The organism is Roseovarius atlanticus, from assembly GCF_019802205.1.
Lineage (GTDB): Bacteria > Pseudomonadota > Alphaproteobacteria > Rhodobacterales > Rhodobacteraceae > Roseovarius > Roseovarius atlanticus_A.
Genome location: NZ_JAHVHQ010000003.1, coordinates 753168 through 776814, shown reverse-complemented (window position 1 = coordinate 776814; position 23647 = coordinate 753168). Strand labels below are relative to the sequence as shown.

The 23647-nt window shown below is 62.7% G+C and carries 36 protein-coding genes and 1 tRNA gene; 17 read left to right on the top strand and 20 right to left on the bottom strand.

Annotated features, from left to right (window positions below; translation table 11 throughout):
• Positions 1-20: 20 nt before the first annotated feature.
• The 11 genes from KUV49_RS09710 to KUV49_RS09660 form a co-directional block, all read right to left on the bottom strand.
• The gene (locus KUV49_RS09710) at positions 21-950 is read right to left on the bottom strand and encodes a phage capsid protein (protein ID WP_222449768.1); all 930 of its coding nucleotides are present in this window, start codon (positions 948-950) and stop codon (positions 21-23) included.
• Positions 951-1202: 252 nt separating this feature from the next.
• Positions 1203-2207 (bottom strand): hypothetical protein, encoded by a 1005-nt coding sequence (locus tag KUV49_RS09705; RefSeq protein WP_222449767.1) that lies wholly within the window; start codon positions 2205-2207, stop codon positions 1203-1205.
• Positions 2200-2547: a hypothetical protein gene (locus KUV49_RS09700; protein ID WP_222449766.1), complete on the bottom strand. Its 348-nt coding sequence runs from the start codon at positions 2545-2547 to the stop codon at positions 2200-2202. The genes KUV49_RS09705 and KUV49_RS09700 overlap by 8 nt, the downstream gene beginning before the upstream one ends.
• A gap of 8 nt (positions 2548-2555) precedes the next feature.
• Positions 2556-2807 (bottom strand): hypothetical protein, encoded by a 252-nt coding sequence (locus KUV49_RS09695; RefSeq protein ID WP_222449765.1) that lies wholly within the window; start codon positions 2805-2807, stop codon positions 2556-2558.
• Entirely contained in the window at positions 2807-4465 is a 1659-nt protein-coding gene (locus KUV49_RS09690; protein ID WP_222449764.1) for a portal protein, read from the bottom strand. The genes KUV49_RS09695 and KUV49_RS09690 overlap by 1 nt, the downstream gene beginning before the upstream one ends.
• Positions 4462-4641, bottom strand: coding sequence for a hypothetical protein (locus KUV49_RS09685; RefSeq protein WP_222449763.1), 180 nt, complete (start codon positions 4639-4641; stop codon positions 4462-4464). Before KUV49_RS09685 ends, KUV49_RS09690 begins: the two co-directional genes overlap by 4 nt.
• A gap of 10 nt (positions 4642-4651) precedes the next feature.
• Complete coding sequence (locus KUV49_RS09680) at positions 4652-5164, bottom strand: hypothetical protein (RefSeq protein WP_222449762.1); 513 nt, start codon at positions 5162-5164, stop codon at positions 4652-4654.
• A 1-nt stretch (position 5165) separates the two neighbouring features.
• Positions 5166-5456, bottom strand: coding sequence for a hypothetical protein (locus KUV49_RS09675; RefSeq protein WP_222449761.1), 291 nt, complete (start codon positions 5454-5456; stop codon positions 5166-5168).
• Positions 5457-5460: 4 nt separating this feature from the next.
• Positions 5461-7065: a hypothetical protein gene (locus KUV49_RS09670; RefSeq protein WP_222449760.1), complete on the bottom strand. Its 1605-nt coding sequence runs from the start codon at positions 7063-7065 to the stop codon at positions 5461-5463.
• A 376-nt stretch (positions 7066-7441) separates the two neighbouring features.
• A complete protein-coding gene (locus KUV49_RS09665) occupies positions 7442-8140 on the bottom strand; it encodes a hypothetical protein (RefSeq protein ID WP_222449759.1) in 699 nt (232 codons plus the stop codon).
• Between the two features lie 435 nt (positions 8141-8575).
• Positions 8576-10441: a hypothetical protein gene (locus KUV49_RS09660; protein WP_222449758.1), complete on the bottom strand. Its 1866-nt coding sequence runs from the start codon at positions 10439-10441 to the stop codon at positions 8576-8578.
• Between the two features lie 109 nt (positions 10442-10550).
• On the opposite strand from KUV49_RS09660, the gene KUV49_RS09655 reads away from it, so the two are divergent.
• The 4 genes from KUV49_RS09655 (at position 10551) to KUV49_RS09640 (ending at position 12224) form a co-directional block, all read left to right on the top strand.
• Positions 10551-11420 (top strand): ArdC family protein, encoded by an 870-nt coding sequence (locus tag KUV49_RS09655; RefSeq protein ID WP_222449757.1) that lies wholly within the window; start codon positions 10551-10553, stop codon positions 11418-11420.
• Positions 11421-11516: 96 nt separating this feature from the next.
• Entirely contained in the window at positions 11517-11687 is a 171-nt protein-coding gene (locus tag KUV49_RS09650; protein WP_222449756.1) for a hypothetical protein, read from the top strand.
• A gap of 3 nt (positions 11688-11690) precedes the next feature.
• Complete coding sequence (locus tag KUV49_RS09645) at positions 11691-11984, top strand: hypothetical protein (RefSeq protein WP_222449755.1); 294 nt, start codon at positions 11691-11693, stop codon at positions 11982-11984.
• A 15-nt stretch (positions 11985-11999) separates the two neighbouring features.
• A complete protein-coding gene (locus KUV49_RS09640) occupies positions 12000-12224 on the top strand; it encodes a helix-turn-helix domain-containing protein (protein ID WP_261391135.1) in 225 nt (74 codons plus the stop codon).
• Positions 12225-12229: 5 nt separating this feature from the next.
• Here KUV49_RS09640 and KUV49_RS09635 read toward each other — a convergent pair whose 3' ends face one another.
• The 7 genes from KUV49_RS09635 to KUV49_RS09605 form a co-directional block, all read right to left on the bottom strand.
• Positions 12230-12529, bottom strand: a complete 300-nt coding sequence (locus KUV49_RS09635) for a hypothetical protein (RefSeq protein ID WP_222449754.1) — start codon at positions 12527-12529, stop codon at positions 12230-12232.
• The gene (locus KUV49_RS09630; protein ID WP_222449753.1) at positions 12526-13371 is read right to left on the bottom strand and encodes a hypothetical protein; all 846 of its coding nucleotides are present in this window, start codon (positions 13369-13371) and stop codon (positions 12526-12528) included. Before KUV49_RS09630 ends, KUV49_RS09635 begins: the two co-directional genes overlap by 4 nt.
• Entirely contained in the window at positions 13368-14501 is a 1134-nt protein-coding gene (locus KUV49_RS09625) for a toprim domain-containing protein (protein ID WP_222449752.1), read from the bottom strand. The genes KUV49_RS09630 and KUV49_RS09625 overlap by 4 nt, the downstream gene beginning before the upstream one ends.
• 13 nt (positions 14502-14514) lie before the next feature.
• Positions 14515-15033, bottom strand: coding sequence for a DUF2829 domain-containing protein (locus tag KUV49_RS09620; RefSeq protein WP_222449751.1), 519 nt, complete (start codon positions 15031-15033; stop codon positions 14515-14517).
• A gap of 29 nt (positions 15034-15062) precedes the next feature.
• Positions 15063-15398, bottom strand: a complete 336-nt coding sequence (locus KUV49_RS09615) for a hypothetical protein (protein WP_222449750.1) — start codon at positions 15396-15398, stop codon at positions 15063-15065.
• On the bottom strand, positions 15391-15705 hold the full coding sequence (locus KUV49_RS09610; RefSeq protein WP_222449749.1) for a hypothetical protein: 315 nt from the start codon (positions 15703-15705) through the stop codon (positions 15391-15393). The genes KUV49_RS09615 and KUV49_RS09610 overlap by 8 nt, the downstream gene beginning before the upstream one ends.
• Before the next feature lie 294 nt (positions 15706-15999).
• Positions 16000-16320, bottom strand: coding sequence for a hypothetical protein (locus tag KUV49_RS09605; RefSeq protein ID WP_222449748.1), 321 nt, complete (start codon positions 16318-16320; stop codon positions 16000-16002).
• A 96-nt stretch (positions 16321-16416) separates the two neighbouring features.
• Between KUV49_RS09605 and KUV49_RS09600 the strand changes: the two genes are divergently transcribed.
• The 12 genes from KUV49_RS09600 to KUV49_RS09545 all read left to right on the top strand — a co-directional run bounded on the left by KUV49_RS09600 (position 16417) and on the right by KUV49_RS09545 (position 21754).
• Complete coding sequence (locus KUV49_RS09600) at positions 16417-17037, top strand: LexA family transcriptional regulator (RefSeq protein ID WP_222545603.1); 621 nt, start codon at positions 16417-16419, stop codon at positions 17035-17037.
• Positions 17034-17411, top strand: coding sequence for a hypothetical protein (locus KUV49_RS09595; RefSeq protein WP_222449746.1), 378 nt, complete (start codon positions 17034-17036; stop codon positions 17409-17411). The genes KUV49_RS09600 and KUV49_RS09595 overlap by 4 nt, the downstream gene beginning before the upstream one ends.
• Positions 17412-17496: 85 nt before the next feature.
• A complete protein-coding gene (locus KUV49_RS09590; RefSeq protein WP_222449745.1) occupies positions 17497-17757 on the top strand; it encodes a hypothetical protein in 261 nt (86 codons plus the stop codon).
• Positions 17758-17789: 32 nt separating this feature from the next.
• A complete protein-coding gene (locus KUV49_RS09585) occupies positions 17790-17993 on the top strand; it encodes a hypothetical protein (RefSeq protein ID WP_222449744.1) in 204 nt (67 codons plus the stop codon).
• A 101-nt stretch (positions 17994-18094) separates the two neighbouring features.
• Positions 18095-18268: a hypothetical protein gene (locus tag KUV49_RS09580; RefSeq protein ID WP_222449743.1), complete on the top strand. Its 174-nt coding sequence runs from the start codon at positions 18095-18097 to the stop codon at positions 18266-18268.
• A complete protein-coding gene (locus KUV49_RS09575; RefSeq protein ID WP_222449742.1) occupies positions 18265-18519 on the top strand; it encodes a hypothetical protein in 255 nt (84 codons plus the stop codon). The genes KUV49_RS09580 and KUV49_RS09575 overlap by 4 nt, the downstream gene beginning before the upstream one ends.
• Positions 18516-18656 carry a hypothetical protein gene (locus KUV49_RS09570; RefSeq protein ID WP_222449741.1) on the top strand — a complete coding sequence of 47 codons (141 nt, stop codon included), beginning with the start codon at positions 18516-18518 and terminating at the stop codon, positions 18654-18656. Before KUV49_RS09575 ends, KUV49_RS09570 begins: the two co-directional genes overlap by 4 nt.
• A gap of 5 nt (positions 18657-18661) precedes the next feature.
• A complete protein-coding gene (locus KUV49_RS09565; RefSeq protein ID WP_222449740.1) occupies positions 18662-19834 on the top strand; it encodes a tyrosine-type recombinase/integrase in 1173 nt (390 codons plus the stop codon).
• A 205-nt stretch (positions 19835-20039) separates the two neighbouring features.
• Entirely contained in the window at positions 20040-20288 is a 249-nt protein-coding gene (locus KUV49_RS09560; RefSeq protein WP_222449739.1) for a hypothetical protein, read from the top strand.
• Entirely contained in the window at positions 20285-20935 is a 651-nt protein-coding gene (locus tag KUV49_RS09555; protein ID WP_222449738.1) for an HNH endonuclease, read from the top strand. Before KUV49_RS09560 ends, KUV49_RS09555 begins: the two co-directional genes overlap by 4 nt.
• 311 nt (positions 20936-21246) lie before the next feature.
• The gene (locus KUV49_RS09550; protein ID WP_222449737.1) at positions 21247-21459 is read left to right on the top strand and encodes a hypothetical protein; all 213 of its coding nucleotides are present in this window, start codon (positions 21247-21249) and stop codon (positions 21457-21459) included.
• Positions 21449-21754, top strand: a complete 306-nt coding sequence (locus KUV49_RS09545) for a hypothetical protein (protein ID WP_222449736.1) — start codon at positions 21449-21451, stop codon at positions 21752-21754. The genes KUV49_RS09550 and KUV49_RS09545 overlap by 11 nt, the downstream gene beginning before the upstream one ends.
• A 294-nt stretch (positions 21755-22048) precedes the next feature.
• On the opposite strand, the gene KUV49_RS09540 is transcribed toward KUV49_RS09545, so the two are convergent.
• Positions 22049-22124 (bottom strand) — tRNA-Thr (locus KUV49_RS09540).
• A gap of 139 nt (positions 22125-22263) precedes the next feature.
• Here KUV49_RS09540 and KUV49_RS09535 point away from each other — a divergent pair.
• On the top strand, positions 22264-23139 hold the full coding sequence (locus tag KUV49_RS09535) for a hypothetical protein (protein ID WP_222449735.1): 876 nt from the start codon (positions 22264-22266) through the stop codon (positions 23137-23139).
• 106 nt (positions 23140-23245) lie between these two features.
• On the opposite strand, the gene KUV49_RS09530 is transcribed toward KUV49_RS09535, so the two are convergent.
• A complete protein-coding gene (locus KUV49_RS09530) occupies positions 23246-23515 on the bottom strand; it encodes a DUF2312 domain-containing protein (RefSeq protein WP_152491977.1) in 270 nt (89 codons plus the stop codon).
• Between the last annotated feature and the right edge of the window lie 132 nt (positions 23516-23647).

The following is a 23647-nucleotide window of genomic DNA, read 5'->3' as shown; positions in this document are numbered from 1 at the left end:
GCTCAGGCGGCCCGGTCAGATCAGCTTTCCTGGCAGGCCACGACCACCACGCCACCGTCTTCCAGGCGCGTGCCGGTCGGATACGCGCTGACGTAGCAGTAGGGCCGGTTCTTGGCGTTGCTGAGGTTCCACATGTCGCCTTCGACGTCCTGCCAGAAACCGCCGACAACCTGGCTTTTCAGCCAGAACGGGCAGTAGCGCGCGCCGCCAACGACAGGCAGACGGTTGCTGAACATCCAGTTCACCCCGAAAAGCGACGTCGGCTTGCCGCTCTTGATCTGTTCGACCTGGAAGGCGTTGAGGCTGGTTTGGGTCTGGATGGCGATATCCAGCAGGTCGAACCGCTGGTTGGGACTGATGCAACCCCAGAGGTCGCCGCCCAGGTCGTCGTCCAGCCCGAAGTCGCCCAGGCCGAATTTCAGCTGCATGGTGTTCAGCTTTTCCAGCGTCATGCCGGCGCTGCCATGCGGGATGATCTGATCGCCGGGCAGTGCCGCGCCGGTTTTCATCTTGCCCGTGATACGCGTGCCGAGGATCCCGCCGCCCGAGATGCTGAACGAACCGCTCGAGGTTTTCTTCACGCCCATGAAGCGGTCGAAAACACCGCGCTCGACAGCGCGCACCTTGTTGATGTTGAACCGCGAGGTCGGATCCATGGCCAGGTCGAACTTGTCTTCCTTGTAGATCACCTCGCCGGTGTCGATGATCTTGGGCCGGATCAGCCAGACCGCATCCAGCTTGGACCGGATGTTCGGGTTCTGCATCGAGTAGTCTTCGTCTTCGTTGTAGTCCTGCGCATCGAGCAGGTCCGCGACGTTGCGGGCGTCGCCCGAGCATTGCGCGATTGTCACCGCACTGCGGATCTTGTGGCCATGCTCCTGGGCGATCATCTGGATATTGTTGGCATACGTCTCGCGATGGCTCGCCTCGACGTCTTGACGATAGGACATGGCTGCCCCTCCATTTTCCAAAAAATCAACGATGTGATGAGATTTCGGAGGGGTCGCCCGGTCGATCCGGACCCGCACCTTGGCCTTACGAGGGCCCAGCACGCCGGGATTACCCGGATCAGACGGACCCGGAAACCGGGTCGCCCGTCAGCCGCGATTTAATCGGGAGAAATTTTCAGAAGTCAAGAAAAAACACAAAATATGCCCCCCGGTTTTCACCGAGGGGCACATGTAGCGAAGATCCCTAACGGATCAGCTGCTGGCAATCTTGTGCAGCTCTTGCCAGCGTTTATTGGCTTTCTGGAACTCGTCCTTGCGTTTGCCCTCGGTCGCATCGCGGCGCAGCTTGGCGAAGTCACTATCCGGCGATTTCATCTTCTCGATTTCAGCGCGCGCCTCGGCCGGCGTCATGGCGCCGCTCGGCGCACCGCCCGGAAGCACAAGACCGTCTTCGCCGGCCATCTTGTGAACGGCCGCAAAAAGCCGGATCGTGTTGGCGTCCCCGATCTTGGGTTTCAGCGCCTCGGCCAGGTTGCCCATTGCCGCTTCATCAAGGCCGGCGGCCTGCGCCAGCATCGAGGCCGCCTGCTGCGCCTGCGCCATTTTCGCATTGGCCTGGTCGCCCCAGTCCTTTTGCAGATCCTGCATCATGGTGGCATTGGCCCGCGCAAGCTCTTCGTCCGCGCCCTGATGAATGCCTTTCACGTGGTCGGCAAACAGATCTGTCATGCGCTGCAACGCCTTGCCGCTCAGCCCTTCCTCGTGCGCGATTTTGCGCGCCTGCTGTTCCATGTCGTCGCTCCAGGGCATGTCCTTCGGCCAGTCGTCCGGCCGCTTGACCTCGTAGCCTTCGGCGTTCTCCGGGATCCCGAAGGTTTCGGCGTTGCTGCGCAGCCATTCGGCCACGTCCTGGCCGTCCTTGGGCTTGGCAATCAGGTCGTTGGGGTTGGCGCCCAGCTTTTGCTTCGCGCTTTTTTCCATCTGCGTCAGGCGGCTGATCGCGTCGAGCGGGTCATCGACGGTCAGGCCCAGGGCTTTCAGCTGGGTCTGCACACCCTCGTCAAACCGCTTGTCCTGCCACCAGGGATCGCCACGACCACCCTTGTCGTCGCCACCAGCACCGGCGGCTGTGTCGTCGCCACCACCACCGGCCACGGTGTCATCTCCGCCGGCGGCGACAGTATCGTCACCACCGCCGCCGGCCGCCGTGTCATCGTTGGGCGCCCAGACAGGGCCATATTTCCAGAATTCAAACATCGTCCGGTTCCTCCATCAATTGAACCATTTCCTCTTCGTCCAGCCCGCCAAGGGCCAGAACCTCCAATGCCAGTGACCGGCGCCCTTCATCGACACCGCACTGGTAAAGATCTTTGGTGCCGGGCAGCATGTCCCCGGCCTGCGTCGGCCGCTTCGCCGACGCCTGTAACAGGTCGCCCAGCTCCACCAGGTCGGCCCGCAACTGCGGGTCCGCAGCAAACGCCTTGCGCCAGCGCAGCGCCCGCTCATAAGCCGCATCCCGCCGCGCGCGCAGATCGGCGGAACTGCCGTGCCAGAAAGAGCCGAAGCGGCCGGCGAGAATGGCTAGTCTTTGCAGCATGAGGCCTCCTACTGCTGGACGCCGGGGGCAATGACGGAAAGCCCTCGGGTCATAGGCTCAGGAACCATCATTTTGGGGTATGCCGCGCCGGCGCTGTCGGTGCCTGGCGATTGAAAAACCGCCTCGACTTCGATCAAGCTTTCTTGCCTGGTGGCTCCCAAATAGATGCCCAAAATTCGCCACTGGAACACCAGGCCGAACTTGGGGCACCGATATTCGAGCAAATGACCAGGCGCCATCTTTTCGTTTGGTACTCGCATCACCCCTCCCCTTCCTGCGCCTGTGCCAGCGCCGCTTCGCCTTGCGCCACATCGCGCACGGCCTGCCCGCCGGTCTTGGCCAGCTCGGCCATCTGCGCCATTTGCCGCGCGTTCTGCTCGGCCTGCGCGCGCTCTGCCGCTTCTTCCCGCGTGCGCAACAGGCGTTGCGGCAGGATCGTGTTGGCCGAATGCAGAACCTCGGCGTAATCGTCCGAACTCAGGCGATGCCGCAGATTGGGGTCGATCTCCATGACCGGCGCCAGGTCGGCCACGAAACGCCGCACGGCATTGGCCTCGCTGGCGCGCAAGGCCATGGCAGCGGCCGACTGGTAGCGGATCATCAGCTGCGCGTCCTTTGGCGTGCCTTCTGGCACCGGGTCGATCTGACCGGCCCGCAACAGAAGCTGCCAGCGCCGGGCGTATTTCCGGGCCGCCCATTCCTCCATCACCCGGTCGGCGTGCGGTGCCCAGCTGCGCAGCCGCGCCTCGTCCAGCACGCGGTTTTCCTCGTCGCTGATGCCAGTGCGATTGGTCAGCGACATGGTGGAATAAAAATACGCCTCGCGGATCTCGTCCTGCACCGCCCGCTGCTGCTCGATGGTCAGCCCCACATTGCCCGAAAAAGTCTCGGTGCCGATCATCGAGCGGCCGTTGACCATCGCGTTGTAGACCGCGCCCCCCGGCCGCCATTCGCCATCGAGCGGCAAGGTGTTCCGATCCGGCAAGAGACGCAGCGGATCCGCCGCCCATTGTGCCGATCGGATGATCGCATCCTGCATCCGGTGATTGACCTTGGCGGCCGGCAGGGCCGTGAAACCGGGACCGACGCCATAGGTTTCGCCGGTGTCCACATCCCACCGGGGATAGTAGAACGGCATTTCCTGGTATCCGCCTTCGCGCACCAGCGTCTCGTCCGCCTCGGTCGCATAGCGTGACAGCCACCGTTTGCCCTTGCTGCCCAGCCGGAAAGGCTCGAACTCGTCGTTGCGAAAGACGTGGTGGTAGAACTGGAACGTATCGGTGCCGCCCGCCTCGAGGCGGTCACCGATTTCCTTGGGCAGCGCATCCTTGCCGAACTGCCGCACTGCCTGGCGCGCGGTCAGCGGAAATTTCCGCACCACCTCGTTGACGCGGCCGTGAAAGTCGATATCGGCCACAATTTCGCACAGGTTCACGGTGACGTCGATGAAGCGGCGCTCGTCTTCGTCCAGCTCGTCGTATCCCGCCGCGTTTCCGAACGCCGCGATGTCGCCATACGCCTGGAAGCTCGAGGGATAGAAGTTGGAATTCGATGGGCTGAAACTGCGGTTGACCTTGGCTTCCTGCCGTTCCAGCCATTGAGCGAAGGGCGGCCAGGCGTTCAAGTCCTCGTCGGGCGTGGTCAGCCCACCCCACCGCACGGCAGGGTTGGTTAGCCCGGAATAGATCCCCGACGAGAAATGCTGGTGCGCCATGATTGGCGTGCTGGACAGCGGCGCCTGGTATTCCTTCAGCGTGGGCGAGGTCACGTGGAACCCCGCCCGCTGCGGCCGGATGAAACAGGCGATTTCCGCCCACATCCGCTCATGCTTGCGGCGATGCTGCTCCAGCTCGCCATAGCGGTCAATCGCAGCGCGCGCGCGCTGGTCTTTGACCGCGGCCATGGCCTGATGCTTCATGCCGGCACTCCCAGCTGATTGGTTTTGCCGGACGGAATACCACGCGGACTGGTCAGAACAGCGGCCGCGGCCGAGCGCCGGCGGCGGGCCCGCGCTTCTTCATCGGCCAGCTGGTTGGCCTCGTTGCTGTTGTTGGCCACGATCGGCGCGGCCGCGCTCACTTTGGGGGCTTTCATAAAGCACATTTCAGGTTCCTTTCGTGCAGGGGTTGGTCCAGGCGAATTGCGTGAAACGATCGCGGCCCTTGGGGCCGAAACCGGGCATGTCTACTTCGGGGTGAAAGCCGCAATGGTGCAGGAACGTGGGCGCGGTCGGATGATCCGACCAGCACCGCGCCTCGATGCGGAAGATACCCACCTCTTCGCAGAAGATTGGCAGGCGCGCGCGGATTTGCAGCGCCGCACGCGCCAGGGACCGCCGATTGCGGACGTGACATTTGGACAGAAGCGCAGCTTGCGCCACGCCCGCCTGCCCGGTGTTTCCGAGGGCCAGCACCGCGAACGGCCGGCCCCCGGTCTTTGGGTCGCTCAGGATCAGCGACACCACCGCCCCCGCCTGCATCACCTTCCAGTCGGTGAAAAGGTCCAGGTGATCGGCCTGGTGGCCGCGCACCAACTGCGCCTCGATCAGGTCGTTGACATCGAGGTGGCCCAGAACGGCCATGCCGGCGAGGTTGGTGAAGCCGCTGAGGTCGATCATGTCACACCGGCGCCTTTGCGGCCTCGCGGCGCGCCTTGTTGGCCCAGAGCGTCAGCGCGTCGCGCCTGGTCGGGGCCGGCTTGGTGGTCAGACCGTGCATCGCCGCGCGAAACTGGCCCGATTTCTGGGTGAGTTTCAGCTTCTCGTGCTGCTCGAGGTCGGCAATCACGTGATCCGGCACCCCATGCGGAAAGCTCGAGATATGCACCGCCAGGGTATGCAGCTTTTCGGGGTTCAATGCTTTGGCGGCCGGTTTCTTGGCGGCGGTTTTCTTGGTCGTGGTCTTGGCCATGTGGCTATCCTCCATAGGGGTTCAGGACATCGTGTCGCATTTGCAGGCCGCCGGTCTTTCGATCCGACATCCGGGGCCCGCCGTTGTGTCCCATGCGTGCATGGGGGCGATTGTCGGAAAGTCTGTGCATGTAGGGGCTGGTGCCGTCCGCCTTGTGCTGGCTCAGCAGAAGGTACTGCAGGGCATCCATCACGTTGGCCTCTGTGTAACGTTTGTCGGGCACCTTGCGCTTGTCGCCGTTGCGGTCGATTTCGTCGGTCCAGACGTAACGGGCAGAGAAACCGCGGCGCAGGAACTTGCAGCTCGGGTCGATCAGGACGCCGGGCTGGCCGCCCTCAAGCGGGGCTTCCAGGGCGGCACGCACCGCCTCGAGGCGCGGCTGGATACGGTTTTGGCCGATGATCTGGGGCCGGATGGTAAAGCCGACCGTGCGCGCCACCAGCAGGTTCCAGGTCTCGTTTTCGTCCGCCGCCTGGCTGGCGCCGTGTTCGCCTGCCATGTCGCCGTAACCGGCTTCGACCTCGACGCCCGGCGCCCTGGTTTCCAGGAATTCTTGCAGGCGTTGTCCGAACGTGACGGCCATAAGCCGTTCGTTGGGAAAATGCAGCTCGCCCAGGATCCGCCAGCGCATCCACCCCGCCAGCTGCGCGACCACGGCCGCGCCCTTAAAGCCCTGGTCAAGCCCGACCAGCAGGGGCAGGTTCGGCAGAATGGGGATCGTCTCTTCGGAAACGTGAATGCGCGCATTGAATTCGCGCTCAAAGACGGGATCCCCCACCCGCAGATACACGACCTTGTTGAAAACCAGCCGATCCACCATGTCGCCGCGGCCGGCGAGCTTCATCGAGGCGATCTGGCGCGGGTAGTAGCTTGGGGACAGGTTCTGCGTGTTTTCGCATCCTGGCTCGCCGTATCCAGGCTGATTGGTGAACTCGATGCGGATTTCACGCACCGTGTCCGGCTTGCGGCCCTCTTTGCGCGCCAGAGCCGTCTCGTCGTCCTGCATCGCCTGGGTGAGCTGCTTGCCCATGTTGCGGCGGTTGTCGCCGTCATGCAGGACGCTGAAGGTCCAGTTGTCCTCGTCGGGCGCGTTCATGTCGCCCACCAGCTGGCCATAACTTTGGATCTGACGCGGCAAGCCGTCGAAATGGTGCCGTCCGGGGTAACGGTCGATCCGGCCGATGCCCACGGTCAGCACGTCCACGGGCATTGTGTCGCCTTCGTTCATCACGATGTCAGTGGCCTGCACGCCGCGCATCGAGGCGATGATGTTGTCCCCGAAGGCCATGAATTCCGCGGTGAACTCGATCGGGCCATGCTCATCCTCGAAATGGATCACATGCGTCACGGGATCCCCGCGGCCGCCCGACCAGGTGCCCAGGTCTTTCGGGAACACCTCGAGGTAGCTCGGGATCGTGGTCGACCACAGCTGCCGGTAGGTCTCGCGGATGAACAGCACCTTGTAGCGCCGCACCCCGTCGACCGTGCTGCGCGGCATCATGATCGCGCGGCGCAGGCGGGACTTCATCAACGTTGTGGTCTTGCCGCTGCCGACCGGCCCCTGGATGAAATGCACGTCCGCATCGGACCAGTAGAATTCCTCGGCCATCGGACCGGGGAAAGTCACCGTGCCGACATTTGGCAGTTGACCTTGCGCAAAATCGCCGTCTAGGCTGGCGATTGCCTCTTTCGCGTCGAGCCCTTCCAGATCGACCGCACCAGGACCACTAGCGCCCCCCGACCCCTCGGGCGCTGGCGCCCAGGCGCCCCCCCAACCCCAAAACCCTGGCTTCAAGGTTACGCTCATGCCGAAACCCCGCTCAGGACCTGAAAGCCGTATGGGGTCGGACAGAGGGGCATAGAGAACGCGCCGGGATCCCCCCCCGGGGGGGTCAGGCGCGCGATCGAGCGCGCGCCAGGCGCGAAACCGGCGCGGCGCGACTGATTTTTAATCAGTTCGAAGGGTTCTATTTTACTCTGCGTTTTCAATCGCTTGCCTCGTCCGTCCGAATTTCCGCGTCCGAATTGTCGTTTTCCTCGTCTCTAACCTCTTGTTTTCGCTGCATTTCCGCTTTCACGTCCGCTGGCACCATCCGAGCGGCGCTCGAGGGCGTCACGTCGCGCGCCTGGGCGGCCCGATCAGCCGGCTGGCTGGGCGCGGTGGGCACGATCACGTTGACGCTCTGATTGATGTTCGTGTCAGGCGTGACCTTGGGTGTGCCGTAAGGCATGAGGTCCGCCGCTGCCTGCCGCGCTTGGCCATAGAAAAACTTGAACGTGTCGATGAATTCCGCCGGGCTCGGCTGCCAGGGCCCATCGAGGGTGACATGGCCTTCGCCCACCTTGAAGATCCTGTTGACCGCGCTCTGCCCCACATGGCCCAGCAGCCGCTCGGTCTGTGCCAGGGCGAAGTTGAAGGCATCCTTGCCGTTTGCCTGCAGGCCCGCGACCTCTGCGATAACCTCCTCCGGCATCCGCAACCCGCGCGCCGCCATCCACTCGCGCATCTGGGAGCTGCCCTTGTTCTTCGAACCAGGCGGCCGCCCGCTTCCCTTCGGCTCGGGCAGGTGCGGCTCAGGCACGTCTGGCAGCAGGCCCAGCTGCTTGCCTTGCTCCAGGTCCCGATCGACGCGCTCGGCCGCCTCACGCGCCAGTTTCTCGGTTTCGCGCTCGGTTCTAGGCATAAAACCCCCGTTTTTTATTGAATTTCAAAGGCTTGAGGAATTTCACAACGGCAAGCCACAACGCAAAACGGCTCGCGTTGTGGGCTTGTTGTGGCTTTGTTGTGGGCTTTTTCTGAGGGTTTTCAGATAGATAGATACTATCCACAACGCTACAACAGAAATATACATACTCTCGCATGCGCGCGCGCGCGTGTGTGCACACATGTGAGAGGGGCGCTGTTTTGCGTTGTAGCGTTGTGGATGATTGATAAGTGCTTGTTTTGGTGGGCTTTTTGCCCACAACAAGCCCACAACAGGCAGGGTATGCTTGCGTTGTGGCGTTGTGACCCTGACCCGCTGCCGCATGGCCTTGATCCGCGTCAATTATGGCATCCAACGGGGTGCGGGGGAAGCGCAAAGAAACCCACGATATCAAAGCCTTGATCTGTCGCATGGTTACTTGAAGTCCTCGAGGTCGTCGCCGGCGCGCGCGGTCGTGCTCTGGGCGTTGTCCATCGGCAGCGACATCAGCCCCGGAATTGCCGAAAGAGGCATGGACACGCCGCGCGACGTAATCCCGGCCAGTGTGAGGGCGTTGGAGGGAGATACGGCACCAGGCACGCGCTTGGCCGATTGCTGCCACACGCCGTTGGCCCAGTCGGATCCCTGGAAGAGGCGGCACAGGCGCTCGATCGGCTTGTTCATGATGAACAGCGTCTGCGCATCGGTGCCCGAGTAGACGCGCAACCCATGACCAGCCAACACCTCGTTGGCCTTCTTCATGCGGTCGCGCTTTTCCTGCGCGTCGACGGTCGCACCGCTGCCCAGCTCGTTGGTCAGCGCAGGTGGCGCACCAGGCAGACCGCCGGCCGCCATAACCCATTGTGCGACGTTGAATTGCTGACCACGCCTGAACGGGTCGATCACCTGGGACATCAGGTGCAGCAGCATCGCCTCGGCGTCGTTGGTGGTGTCGCTGCGGCTGGTGGCCACCTGGAAAGCGACCTTGCGCGCCCAGTTCTCGCGCACGTCCTCGGCCGCCAGCTCGTCGTTCTGGGCCAAATCCGCCATTGCCATCACGGTGGCCCAGTTGTCAGCGTCTCGGCCCACAACCTGCGCCAGCTCGAGGCTCTGACGCCACGCCGCCAGGCGCTCTGGCCATTCGGGCCACCGCTCCACCAGAAGGGCCTTCAGGCGCGCGCCACGGGCGCGCCAGGTGCGGGGATCGAGGCTGAGCTTGGCCGCGCTCTTGTCGAGCGGTTTCATCTCCATCACGATCAAGCGCTGCACGTCCTGGCTCTTCATCACGCCGGGGATCAGGATCGAGGAAAACAGGAAGGCGGAATAGACCTTGCCGCCTACCCCGGTCTGGTCGGCCGATCCGCGAAACCATTGCCCGCCGGACGCGGCGACGCGGGCCAGCTCGATGATCTGCTTTTCCTTGGTCGATCGCTCGTCGCCTGGTTCCAGCTCGTCCACGGCAACGGGCAGGCTCGACTGGCCCAGCTGACTGGTGATCCCGCTTTTGGTCGCGTCGGTCGACTGGATCAAGCCATCGTCGCCGTGCAGCATCTTCAACAGGCGCTGAAACTCCGACTTGCCGGCGCCGGCCGGCGCCAACAGCCAGAAGACAGGCCGCCAATCGAGGGCGCCGCAAAGCATCTGGGTTGCGATCATGCCCAGGGCCACGAATGGATGCAGGTCCGGCTGTGTCCAATTCCAGCTGCCCAGCACCTCGAGCAACGGCTCGACGGGATCGGCGGTCACGGGCTGATCTGTCGGGTGTGGGATGGGCGATGCGGCGGGATAAATCCGGCCGTCGATGCGACCAGGCGAGCGCTTATCGCCACGATACAGCACCTTGTCGCCCAGGTGCAGGATCAGCTCGCCATTGTCGTCCGTCCAGGCCCCAACTCCGCGCACGGCGTTGTCGGGGTTGAAGACGCCGCACTCGGCCGCCGCCTGGTGCATGACGAGCGAGGCACTGGTCTGGTCAAAACGGTTATTCTTGCGGTTTCCGTCCTTGTCGAATTGCGGAAACTTGGTGAACAGCTTGGGGATGTGATGTCCGAACAGCGACATGATGTTCTGCGCGTTGTGATTGTCGATCGCGCGCAGCTGGCCCAGTCCATCGAGATAGTAGGCGTTCTTGCCGCGCACGCCCAGGGGCACGATCGGGCAATCATCGAAAATCTCGCCCTTGGCCCTGCCCTTTTTCTTCCCGCCACCATTGCCGGCGCTGGGTTTCACGCTTGGCGCGGCCGGCGCGTTGTCCAGCTCGGCCGCCAGCTCGGCCGTGGTCGGCGCGCTTCTATCGCTCATTTTTGCCCCCGCATTTATTTTGATTTACCCTCTTGACATTAGTGCCATTGGCACTATCTTGATAATTGTCACAAGCGCAATGAAGCGCGCCAAACAAGGAGCTGACACAATGACCAAGATCGACATTTACCAGGAAGTGACCGACACCATCCTCGAGGCCATGGAAGGCGGCACCATGCCCTGGCGCAAGGAATGGAAAGGTGGCGCAACCCTGCAAATGCCGCGCCGCGCCAACGGCAAGTTTTACCAGGGCATCAACGTCCTGATCCTCTGGATGACGGCGCAGGCCAAAGGCTACACGGCAGACCAGTGGATGACCTTCAAACAGGCCAAAGCGGCCGGCGGTTGTGTCCGCAAAGGCGAAAAGGGCGCCCGCGTCGTCTACTTCGACACCTTCAAAAAAGAGGACGAAAATGGCGAAGAGCGCCACATTCCTTTTGCCAAGGCTTACACGGTGTTCAACGTCCAGCAGATCGACGGCCTGCCGGCAAACCTGCAACCCGATCTTTTCGATGATGTCGACACGGGCGCCCAGCCGATCGACACGCTGGAAGCCTTCTATCACTCCACCGGCGCGCGGATCGTCAAGGATGGCACGCAACCGCGCTACGTGCCCAGCGTCGATCAAATCCACATGCCCAAGGTGCAGCAGTTTGAAACGGCCGAAGCGTATTACGGCACCCTGGCGCACGAGCTGGTCCACTGGACCGGGCACAAGTCGCGCCTCGATCGGCTCGATGTCGTGAACAAGGAAGGCTATGCCTTTGAAGAGCTGATCGCAGAGCTGGGCGCGTGCTTTGTCACCGCGCAGCAGGGCGGCACGCCCGATACCGACAACAGCGCCGCCTACCTGGCGTCGTGGCTCAAGGCGCTGCGCGACGACAAGCGCGCAATCTTCCGGGCCGCGTCGGCCGCGCAAAAGGCTGTCACCTTCCTGACCGAGGCAAGCGCCGCCGGCCGCACTCAGATCGCCGCCTGACGCATCGGTGCGGGCCCCTGCGGGGGCCCCATCCCGTGCGCCAGGTAAGGCCACGACAACCGCGCAATGACGCGCACCACTGAAAGGGAAAAAATCATGGCACAGGCAGACACCAGCAACCCGTTTGAGGATCCCATTGGCTGCATCCGCGACGCGCTCGAGGCCGCCATAGACCGGCTCGAAATGAACAATCTCAACGGTTGCGAAAGCGGGATGATCGACCAGCTGAACACCGCGCTGCATTGCCTTGACCTGGTTGAGGGCTGAACAATGGAACAGCTCGAGCTTTTCGACATTGACCGCAGTCGCCAAGGTGCAACCTGGTGGGCCGGAAGCTGGGAATGCCGCAATTGGCATGGCTGGTACCAGGAACGCGAGGCCGGCACCGGCGCCTGGTGCTTTCGGATCGACGGGTTCAAGGGGGAACCGGAAACATGGGGCGAAGCGTCGGTGTATGCCCTTGACAGGCGCGGCGAGCTTTGCACCTTTGACGTTCCGATCGACCCGCTGAACCGCCTGCATATCCGCGGCATGAAATTCGGCCGCGGGCACTGGAACCACTAGGGAAAGGGGGCGCCGATGGCGCTGAACATGACACCCGACGAATTCAAGGGGGCCCGGCGCAAGCTGGGCCTCACGCAAGCGCAGCTGGGCGCAATCCTGAACACCGATCCCGCCACGATCCGACGCTGGGAAATGGCGCCGGATGTCAAGTCGGCGCGGCCGCCCAATCCCGTAGCGTGCCAGGTCATGGCGTGGATGTTGGGCGGTTACCGGCCGCCCGAATGGCCTGGCGAAAACTGACACGCTCATGCCGGCGCCACCCGTGCGCCCAGGTCGCTGGCGATGCCGGCGGCCGTTTCCATGAAGCGAGCGAAGTCTGCCGGCGTTGCTGTCAGGTGGTGCCGGATGGTCCAGCCCAGCTCGACACGCGCCCGGCCCAGGGCCTTGCGGGCCAGCGCCTGCGCCAGAAACCGATCCGCCACGTCCTCGCGCTCGAGGCTCAATCCGCACAATTCGCCGCGCTGGTTGACATCAATCGCGCTGCCGGCACCAAAAGCCAGCTGCGCCTGGCCCGTCTCGGGGCAGGTTTGCGCACGAAAGTTCATGCCGACGCCTGCGCAGCGCGATATTTCAGAACGGCGACCAGGCGCCGCTGATGATCGAGGTCACCGGGCTTGGTGTTCAATTGCTCCCAACGCGCCTTGGCCAGCTCCGGGCTGATGCGCACCGCGGCGGCGGCGACATCGAGACGATTGCCGGCAAGGATACCATGGCAAAGCTCGAGGTCTTTCTGAGGATCCCAGATTTCGGTCAGGTCGATCCGTTCCAGCGCGCAAAATATGGCCCATTCGTAAACATCGAGCGGGTGATGCTGCGGGCGTGGCGGCGTCACGCCTGGCGACTGGATCAACCTGCTGTTCGGCGGCTTACCCAGTGTTGGCTTTAACTTGGGCGCGGGTTCGGGGTTTGCCTCCGGTGCCAGATCTGGCTCTGGCTCCGGTTCGGGGTTGCGCTCCGGCTCTGGCTCGGCCGCCGGCTTGCCCTTCTCCCGCTTTTTCAACAGCCGCCCCAATTGCAGCGCAACGGCGCCGAATTTTCGTTCGAGCTTGGCGGCAATATCCTCGCGGCCAAACCCCTCGTCATGCAGCTTCAGGATCCGCTCGTTTTCTTCATCCGAGAACGGCCCGGAGACCGTGGCCGTGGCTGCGCTCGATGCGCCGGTCGAGGCCGCCGCGCTTTCTGGTGCCGGCAATGCCGCCGGCGGGCTCAGGTCTATGTTGAGGGTCACGTGGGTGCCGTTCACACCCACAGAGACGCTGCACCCACGGCCTTTCAGCTTGTTCTGAAACTTCGCGATTTCGGTCAGTGCCGTGGCCTGAACATCGAGCGCCGCGCGCTGTGATCGAATGTCATTGAGCACCGATTGAAGCTCTTTGGATTTTGTCATGCTGCCCCCTGTTTGGCTCTGCGCGCCGCTCTAAGCGCGTCGTTTAGATCCTTACCGCCGTGACCGTTCTGCCAGATCCGCACCGCGCGGCCGGCGTCCTGGTGCGTGGCGATCGCGCGCTCGAGCGCGGCGCGCGCCTGGTCGTTTTCGTCCTGGTCGGCCACCAACGTGATGTCGCTGACATTCTTGGGAAGCTGCAGCGCACCCAGGTTTCCCAGGCTGATTGCCGCGATCACGCGCGCCGCTGGCTTCAACAGCACGACGCTCAGCGCGTCCTCGATCCCTTCGGTGATGAACACATGACTGCCCGGCGGGCATTGTGGCAGGCTGGCAGGCTTGCCGCCGCGCGGGCCGATCCCGCGCCAGATATTGATTGCCGCACCGGCGTAGCTGCCCAGCACCTTCTTTGGCTGACGCACACTGGCCTTGGCCCAGCATCCATTGCCATCGAGGCCCAGGTAGGTCCGATGCACCGCGGTCTGGTTGCCGCGCCAGTCGGTGACGATTGCCACCATGGCCGGGAACATGGCTTCGATCACTTCGCCGGTTTCCGGGTCTTCGTCGTAATACTTGCAGTTGGGCAGGTATCGCAGCGCGCCCGGTTGCCGGCCCAGCTCGGCCAGGTCCACGCCCCGGCCTTTCAGGTAGTAGTCGACAGGTGTGCCGCGCAACCTGGTTTCGCCGGAAAGGAATATTGCCTGTGCCTGGCGCCCCTGGCGAAAGGCGCGTTGACGATCGTCGTGGCGCGCCTGGGCGGCCCGCTCCCTGCTACGCCGCAAGGCATCTTCCCGACGCCGCTTTGCCGCAGGATCGTCAGCACTCAGGCCCAGGTAGCGGCGCGCCTCCCGCAGCGCCTCGGACAGGCTGCAGTTCAGCTGCAGCGCAATCAGGTCCAACAGGTCGCCACGGTCGTTCGTGGCGTAGTCGTTCCAGCGGCCGCGCCTGGCTCCAGTCAGATGGACGCAGAAACTGCCGACGCTGCGATCGGCGCGGCCGGGATTGAGTGTCCAGTAAGCGCCATTTGCCGTATAGGATCCCTGGACTTCGGGTGCATAGTGGCGGGCCACGTCTTCAACGCGGTCCGCCAGCATGTGCTTGATGTCCTCGATCGAATAGGTTTGCTGGGTCATGGCGCAGACGTCCCTACGAAACGATCGTCCAGTCTTCCGCCAGCATGTCGGTCTGGCTGGCCAGCCAACCGATCACCAGCGAACCGTCTGCCGCCTTCATGTCGATGTGCGCGCAAAGCTCGATTTCAGCGTCTTCATCTTGCAGCTCGGCCGCCAGTTTGCCGGCCGCGTGTCCGCATTTTCCAGCTTTGGCCTCGATGGCGGTGCCAGGCGAAAGCGCAATCCACATGCCCTTTCCGTTCCAGCCTGCGCGCGCGACCTTGGCGCCGCGCTTCATCGCTTCGATGGCGTGCCCGAAGCTCATGGCGGTGGCCGGCTGATAGGCACGGTGGAAGACATCTTCCGGCGACCAGCTAATATAGCCTTCGTGGTCCGGATGATTGGCCTGACCACCATCGACGTACTCGACCAGGAAGCCGGCATCGGCGCCGTTTTCATCGGCCGGCAGCTGCCAGCCGCGATAATCATTGTATTCCGCCCGCGTCATGGGCCGCGCGAAGATCTGCTTCGTGCCGAAGAACATAGTTTGCATGTTTGTGGTCCTCTTTCTGAGCTTTCGAGTTAACAGTCGCCCTGCTTTTCCAAGGCCAGGCCAAGGCGCCATTGGTGAAAGATCACCAGGGCGTTGCGGGCGTTCATGTCGGCGCGGTTGCGCTGTGCCGTGCGCGGCTGCGATGACAGGATCGCGCGGGCGCAGGTGTCCAGACTTTCGGCATAGCTGTTCTGCCCCGATCGACGCTGGATCGCGCCCTGCAGCGCGTCGCGCACTATCTCGGTCCAGCCTTTGTCCTCGATCACGGTCAGCAGGTGGATGCTCAGGGCGTGCGCCAGGGCATGATCCGCCGGGGTGAGGGGCGCCGATGGATCGGCGCGCTGGATGTCGGATGCGTCAGCCATAGATATCCTTTCTGTCCTGTGCCGGCGGGACCGGCACGTTGAGCGTGTCCACCAGATCGACCAGGGCCGTGCCTATCTCGTACAGCTGGGTCGGATTGTGGCGGTCCAGTTCGTACCTGGTGGCGAACCCGATAACCGCGCGGCGCAGCACGTCCTGCGGGTTGGCGATGTAGCGCTCCGCCTTGGCCCGCATTTCGTCGACCTGCCACTGCTCGAGGTCATTGACCTTGGCTCGTTGGCCAACCGCAAACGCCGCGAATTTCAGCTCGATGATCGGGTCATACGACATGGCCGACACCACCGGCATTTGAATGAGGGGCAGGCGCGGCCATGCAACTGCCAGACATGGCGACGTGCGCCCGCCCCTCGCTACCCTCGCGCGCCACCTGGGGGGATGTCTGCTCACACGCGGGGCAACCGTGGCCTGCTGCGCGGGGGAATGCGCAACGGGATAACAGGCCACAACGGCACCGGCCTAAGGAGAGAACCGGCACCGCATTCTTGAACTTCGGGACGCGGGGTGTAGGAGAAAGAAAAACCACCACCGCGCCCTGGCGCGCCATATGGCTCCGACAACCATTTGATATGACGCGACCGTCCCTCATTCCGCGGCCACCTTCGGTTGCAGGCGTTCGCGGACTTGCGGCGGCATGGGTTTTCCCATGTCGTCCAAGAGTTCCTGCACCTCGTCCCAGGACGCGCCCCAGACAAGGTGGTCTGTGGTGAGCGGGATACCCTGCTTGGCCGCGTGCGCGTGGATCAGTCGCATCGCGGGGTGCGGGATATCACCGGCGTCGCGCCAGGCGCTTTTCCGGCGCCACCCCCAAGGCGATTTGGGATGACAACCCGCAATTGAATGCAACTCGGGCAAAAGCGCCACGAGGCATTCGACAACATCCAGTGGTGTAAGGTGCTTACTCATGACGCAAGATGTAGCGGCATGACATATCACAACGCAATACTAATTTTGTGATTTTCACCCGTTTTTTAGTGGTCGCCAGTTACTACTTTACACCGCATGGATGACAAGTGGTTCAAACGACAACAAAAGATCGCGGGCGTAACCGCCGAAGAAATTGCAGACAAGCTCGGCCGCGATCGGTCTGTCGTGTCACGCATCTATGTCGGCCGCCAAAAGATGAACCTGGAACAGGCGCGGGTTTTTGCGCAGGTTCTGGGCGTGTCGCTGTCTGAAGTGATGGACCGTGCCGGCATCGCTCCACGCGAAGAGGCGGAGGTGATGCAACGCGGGTTTTCGGAAACCGACGCCCAGCCCTTCACGGGCAAGCCCGGCGAAGGCGACAAGGTCATTTCGATCGCGCGCAATTTCGGTGGCGGCAAGCCGGGCGTGGATGTCTGGCAGGCAAAATCCCGCGCCATGGCGTATTTCGGGATCTTGCCTGGCGACATGATGCTGGTCGACACTACGACGCCGGAAACCTGCAAGAAAGGCGACACCGTGATTGCGCAGGTGTACGACTGGCAGACCGGAACGGCCGAAACCGTGTTGCGGCGGTATCAGCCCCCTGTTTTGATAGGGTTTCAGGCAGAAGATGGGGAACCACGAACGCATGTTGTCGACGGTCAGAACGTGGTGATCCGCGGCAAGGTCATCGCCAGCTGGCGCGCCTGTGCATGATGCGGGACCAGGATGCCGAACTCGATGCCGCGTTGATCCGCGTGGAAAATACCCTCGAGCGAAACGGCCCGGACAGCACGGACACGCAGCTGGCGCAACGTCAACTCCGGGCGCTTTTGATACGCAAAAGCCGCGCCCCCTGGATAAGCTGGGGCATCGGGATCGGCCTGGCCACCGCGCTGATCGCCCCCTACATGCTGCTGATACCCAACGCGACAGGTCCCGACTTGCGGGGCGTGGTCGATGCGGTTTTCGTACTCGCCGCCCTTGCGCTGGCTGGGTTTGCAAGCCAAAAGGCGCACGATCGGATTGCCGGCCGCGCGCTGGCAAAATACAGCCGGCACTTCATGAAGGTTGATCGCGGCACGCACTAATTTTGTGATTTTCACTATTTTAGTGTTGACGGTGTAAAGTGCTTACTTGTAACCATGTGGGAAAGTTACCCACAGGAGACAAGTTTTGGTACAGGCATCCCCCCAGGAAATTCCCACGATTGCGCACACGCGCGCCGGCAAGGTGTCGGATGAAATACTGCAATCCGTCCAGGACATCGCCACGCAGGCACAGAACGGCGAAACGTTGACCACGGCCGAGGCGCACCTGATCCTGTTGACGATGCCCCAGCTCTGCGAAGAGCTGCTACACAGGCGCGCGGTCATGGATCTGATCGGCACGGCCGCGGACATCGACAACGTGTTTTTTTTGCACGGTCAGGGCTGATGCAAAGCTCGGTCGACATCCGACTTCGGAAAATGAGCGTCGATGAACGCAACGGCTTTCTCTATGCGCTGGACTGCATCGAAACGTGGGCCATGCGCATCAAGACGCAGGCCGACACCGCTCCGCCCGTACCGATCGACAACATGACCCTGCCGCGCCAGATGCGGTCCAGCGCCGATTTCACGCGCACCCTGGCCAAGGGTCTGCGCGTCGGGTTCCGCAACGGCACCCTATAGGTCCACCGGGGTCTGCCCGGGCCTGCATCCCGGCCCGCCCCAATACCACTCACGCACGCGGCACCTGGGGCAGACGGGTCCGCGGTCTTGAAGGAAAAACCATGAGCGTATCGAGCATCCTCATACTCGCCTGCATCATCGCCATCGTGGCGGTTTTTGCCGGCCTTTACCTCTTGCTGCTGGCCGAAATCCACAATCCCGACGAAGAGCCGGAAGACGAATTCGGCCTGTCCATGAAACGCTGGGGCGACTGCCAGGAAAGGATGGGCGAATGAGCGCGTACATCACCGCCAGCGACGTGGCCAGCATGTGCGGCTACAGCTCGGGCGCGGCCTTTTTGCAGGATCGCAAGCGCCTCGAGCGGGACCTTGATTTTCCCTGCCCGATGCCGACCTGCCAGCGTCCGCTCAAATGGGCGCGCTCAGCCGTGGCAGCATGGGTGCAACAGCGCATCGAGCGCGTGTCGGGGCACCGGCACATCAGAGCCGTGGACACCGCCTTGATGGCAGAGGCACGGCGGGCATGAGCGAATTCAGCACAAGCATCTATGTGTCGCGCGACGACCGCGAAAGATCCCTGATCCTCGCATGCCTTCACGGCTTGAAGCTGACGAGCCTGCTTTTGGCTGCGATCGGATCACTGATCGCAGTTTCTGCCGTGTGACCGCCATGAAACCCATACGCGAAAAGATCAAGGGTCTGCGCCAGCGCCAGCGCGGGGACGGATCCTGGCGGGTCTGGTGGGAACCGTCCGCCGCCGGCCGCGCCGCCGGCCTGGCGCCCGTCGACCTCGATCCTGAGCGGCCCACCTGGTCGATCGGCAAGGCGCGTGAGCTGGGCAAGGACGAGGCTGCGGCGCTCGATGCTGGCACGAAGCGCTCCACCGGCCCAGGCGGCCGCACGATCGACGCTCTGATCAACGACTATCGCCGGTCACGGTTCTTCAAGGAACGCAAGCCGGCGACGCGCCGGGACTACGACATCAAGCTGAACGCGATTGCCCGGAAATGGGGCAGCTACGCGGTCGCGCAATTCACCAAGCCGGTGATGAACCAGTGGTATGAAACCATCTTGGACACGGGCAAGGCGCACTGGGCGGCCGGCCAGCTGCGCATGATGTCGGTGCTGATGTCGCACGCCGAAACGATCGGCTGGCGCCCGGAAGGATCGAACCCCTGTTTCCGTCTCAAGATGAAGGCCACGCCCAAGCGCGGCCGCCGCGCGACCTGGAACGAATTCGACGCACTCATGGCCGCCGCCGACCAGCTGCACCAGGCGGGCGATGCCAAGATGCAGCGGATGGCGACCGCCATTGCGTTATCGATCCTCTGCGCCCAGCGGCGCGAGGATATACTGCACGCCCGACTGAGCGATTTCCGCGACATGCAGCTGCGTATGGAAAACGGCGCGCCCGTCGATATCTTCGGCTGGGAACTGACCCGATCGAAGCGCGGCACCTACGGGATCGTGCCCGTACATGAAGAGGTCGCCCCGAGGATCCGCGCATTGCAGGACCAGGCGGCCGCCGGCGACGAATTCCTGATGGCCGGCCCCGATGGCGCCCCGATCCTGCCCGACACCTTCTGGAAGCTCTGGAAGAGGATCCGCGCCGCGGCCGCGAAAGAGGAGCCCACGGCCGCCACGCTGCAATTCCGCGACCTGCGCCGGACCTTCGGCAAATGGTCCCGCGCCGGCGGCGCCAGCAAGTCGGACGTGGCCGATGTCTTGGGCAACACGGCCGACCAGGACGCGGGCCTGAGCGAGGTCTACATGGCGCCCAGCCTCGACACCGTGCTGCGCGCCCAGGCGGCTGTCAGGCGGCCGGGAAAGGGGGCCGCGTGATGTGCAATTTACCAGGGCTTTCGGCAAATCAGGCGCGGATGGCGGCTTTGATGTGTCAGGAGCAAGAGCGTCAGCGCAGGCACCTGGCAAAGCTGAGCTCCCCGATCAACGAGGCGACCAGGCACAAAGGCCGGTGGCTGCCGGTCTATGAAGGCCGGACGAGTATTCCGAAGGTTAAAGCTCGAGCGAGAAAGGCAGAGGACCAATGAAAAACAAGTTATCGGATTTGAACAATCACCTTTTTGCGCAGCTCGAACGCCTTGCCGACGAAGATCTGGATGCCGATGCGATCGAGCGTGAAGTGAAACGCGCCGACGCAATCGTGGAAGTTTCCGACCAGGTACTGCGCATTGCAGATACAGGGCTCAAGGCGGCGAGGCTCTACGCGGAACACGGGCAGGGCGTCCTTCAACACCTGCCTCAGCTTGGTCACGATGGGAGCGCCGAGCAATGAAGGGCAAACCAATCCCGTATAGCGAGGACGAGTTGACCTGGCTCGAGGCCAGACAGACATTGCCCCGCCGCAAATTGCATGAGCTGTTTTGCGCGAAATTTGCCCGCAGGGACATATCCGTAGACGCGATCAAGTCACTTTGCACGCGCAAGGGCTGGACCACAGGGCGCACAGGGCGGTTTCAATCCGGGCATGAACCGGCCAACAAAGGTCAGAAAGGCCTTTGCGCGCCAGGTAGCGAAAAGGGATGGTTCCCCAAAGGGAACCGGAGCGGCGCAGCTTCGAAGAATTACAAGCCGATCGGCACGGAACGCATGTCGCTCGATGGTTACCTCGAGCGGAAAATACACGATGGTATGCCGCTTCAATCTCGGTGGCGTGCGGTCCATTTGATCCGCTGGGAAGCCATCAACGGAGCTGTGCCCGAGGGTCATTGCCTCAAGTGCATCGACGGCAACAAGGCAAACACGGATCCTCTGAACTGGATAGCCATTCCTCGCGCGATACTGCCGCGCCTCAATGGACGTTGGACGGGCCTTAAATACGACGATGCAGAGCCCGAAATTAAACCCTACATCTTGGCGGCCGCCAGGCTGTATCAAGCCGCGAAGGAAAAAAAGCAGGCTGCCTCCAATGAAAACGGTTGACGCTATCCGCGACACCACCTTGCTGCGCGCCGATGCGGCCGTTCGGCGGCCGGGAGGGGGAGTGGGATGAACACACGTGCCGATAGTTTTATTGACCTTCGCTGTCCCAGATGCAGGCTTCACATACCCGGCCAGCCTCGCGACGAGCATGACCCGGCAAATGCAGTTGTTGCCATTATTCTGTGCCCAGACTGCTGTGGCGGTGATTTTGGTGAGACGCGATACGAAGACGCCAGCGGAAATGAAGTGCTGCCGGAAGCGCAATGACCACCCGCAGGAAGGCCCCGGCCACATAACCAGAGGATAGAGAGATGACGGATAAAGCAAGGTTAGAACTCCGCATTCTAGAGCGGAAAATTGAGAGCAAGGCTGACGCTTTTTGGCTTGGTGCTGCCGAAGCAGCAGGGCGCACTGCGGGCTTCATCATGACCGCAGTGATCGCAATCACTATTCTGAATTACATGCATGAGCGCGACTGGCTGTTTTGGTCAGGCGGAGTTGAGGGCCAGCCCCATGACGAATGACCTGGAGAAAGACGGCTGGAACTGCGGCGTGTACGACGCTGACGGGAACCGCGTTCGCTTTTCATCGGGTGACACGCTAAAAGTACTGCTGCCCTGCCCGATCTGTGGCAATGCGCCCGTTCCGGACTACGGACCAGAAGACAGTCCATTCGAGACGCCACTGGTGATGTGCTCGACGGTCCACATCGAGGGTGACTTGACGGTGGGTTGCCCTGTTCATGCTGAAAGCCCGGAGGCGTGGAACATGATCTGCCGCATCGCCACCCGCCAGCGGAACGAACCCGACAATGCTTAAGGTCGTGGGACACAGCAAGAGCTACGTGGTGAAGGATGGCGACCTCGAGCTGGCCACCGCCACTAGTTTCCATGCCGCCATGATGCGCAAGGCTGCAATCGAGTTGCAGCGCCAAACGAGGTGGAAGAACTGCCTGTGCTGCGGTGACGAATTCCGCTCGATGGGCCCAGGCAACCGCCTGTGCCGAACATGCCGCAAGGGCCTGGGTTTCGAGCGTCCGAATTCGGACGGCTCGGACGCTCGGACGGACGCAAAGCCTGTGAGCCTGAAACCTATACCTTTTCAGTGGGTTAGTGGTGCCCCCACACGGACTCGAACCGCGGACCTACTGATTACAAATCAGTTGCTCTACCAGCTGAGCTATAGGGGCACTGACGGACTGATTACGCATCCCGGGCGCGAACCGCAAGACGAAATCTTGCGGTCCCCTGCAAGGTGCCGAAAGCGGTTTAACTGCACGCAAAAGCCTCTATATTGCGGCGGCACGCTCATGACGGGAAAGTGACAGAATGCAAGTGGTTATCCACGCCGGGGCGCATATGACGGACGAGGATCGCCTGATCGACACGTTGATGGCGAACCGCGAGATGCTGGCCGAAATCGGCACCGACGTCCCCGATCCGAAATCCTATCGCAAGCTTTTGCGGGATATCCTCAACACCGTGTCGGATAGAGGACTCACCGCCGAGACGCGCAACGAGGTGCTGGCCGCGGTCGACCACGATCCGGGCAATGACCGGCTCGTCCTGTCGAACCAGGCCTTTTTCGGCACGCCCAAGATGGCCGTGGGCCAGGGCATGTTCTATCCCGCCGCCGAAACGCGGATCGCGGCCTTCCAGGAGATATTCGCCAACGATCAGCTCGAGCTCTTCCTGGGCCTGCGCGATCCCGCGACCCATCTGCCCGCGCTTTTCGCGAAAACGCCGCATGACACGATGGCCGATTTTCTGAACGGCGTGGAGCCTGCCGCATTCCGCTGGTCCGAAACCATCGCGCGCTTTCGGCGCGCCTTCCCCGAAATGCCCATCACCGTCTGGTGCAACGAGGACAGCCCCCTGATCTGGTCACAGGTCGTGCGCGAGATGGCGGGGCTCGATCCCCACGCCCAGTTCGAAGGCGAATTCGCGCTGCTTCAGGAAATCATGACGTCTGCGGGCATGAAACGGTTCGAGACCTACCTCGCGTCGCATCCCGGCATGACCGAAATCCAGAAGCGCCGGGTCATCTCCGCCTTTCTGGACAAGTTCGTGAAGGACGAAGAGATCGAGGAAGAACTCGACCTGCCCGGCTGGACGGCGGAACTGGTTGACACCCTGTCCGAGGCCTACGACGAAGACGTCTACGAAATCGAGCGCATCCAGGGCGTCCAGTTCATCGCGCCATAGACGCGGGCCGGCGCCGTATCCCGTAGGGTGGGTGCCAACCCACGCAAGCCGGCCTGAACGCAAGCCGGCCTGAACGCGGGGCGGACCAACCGCCCCTCGGGCCGGCTCACATCCCCAGCGCTTCCTTGTACATCTCCAGGACCGCCTCTTCCTCGGCGATATCGTCCTTGTCGCGCTTGCGCAGCGCGATCACCTTGCGCATCACCTTGGTGTCGTATCCGCGCGCCTTGGCCTCGGCCATCACCTCTTTCTGCTGTTCGGCGATGTCCTTCTTCTCCTGCTCCAGCCGTTCGAAGCGTTCGATGAACTGGCGCAGCTCGTCGGCGGTGACACGATAGCTGCTGTCGGCGCTGCTTTGCGGAATCTGATCGTCCATGACGGCTCTCCAAGGTCCGGGGGATGGCCCCCTGACTACAAGCGCGCCCCCGGCCCCGCAAGCCCGTTTTCGCACCCTGCGCCTTGCGACCCGGGGCGCGATGCGCTACCCGAAACGGCACCGGCAAGACCA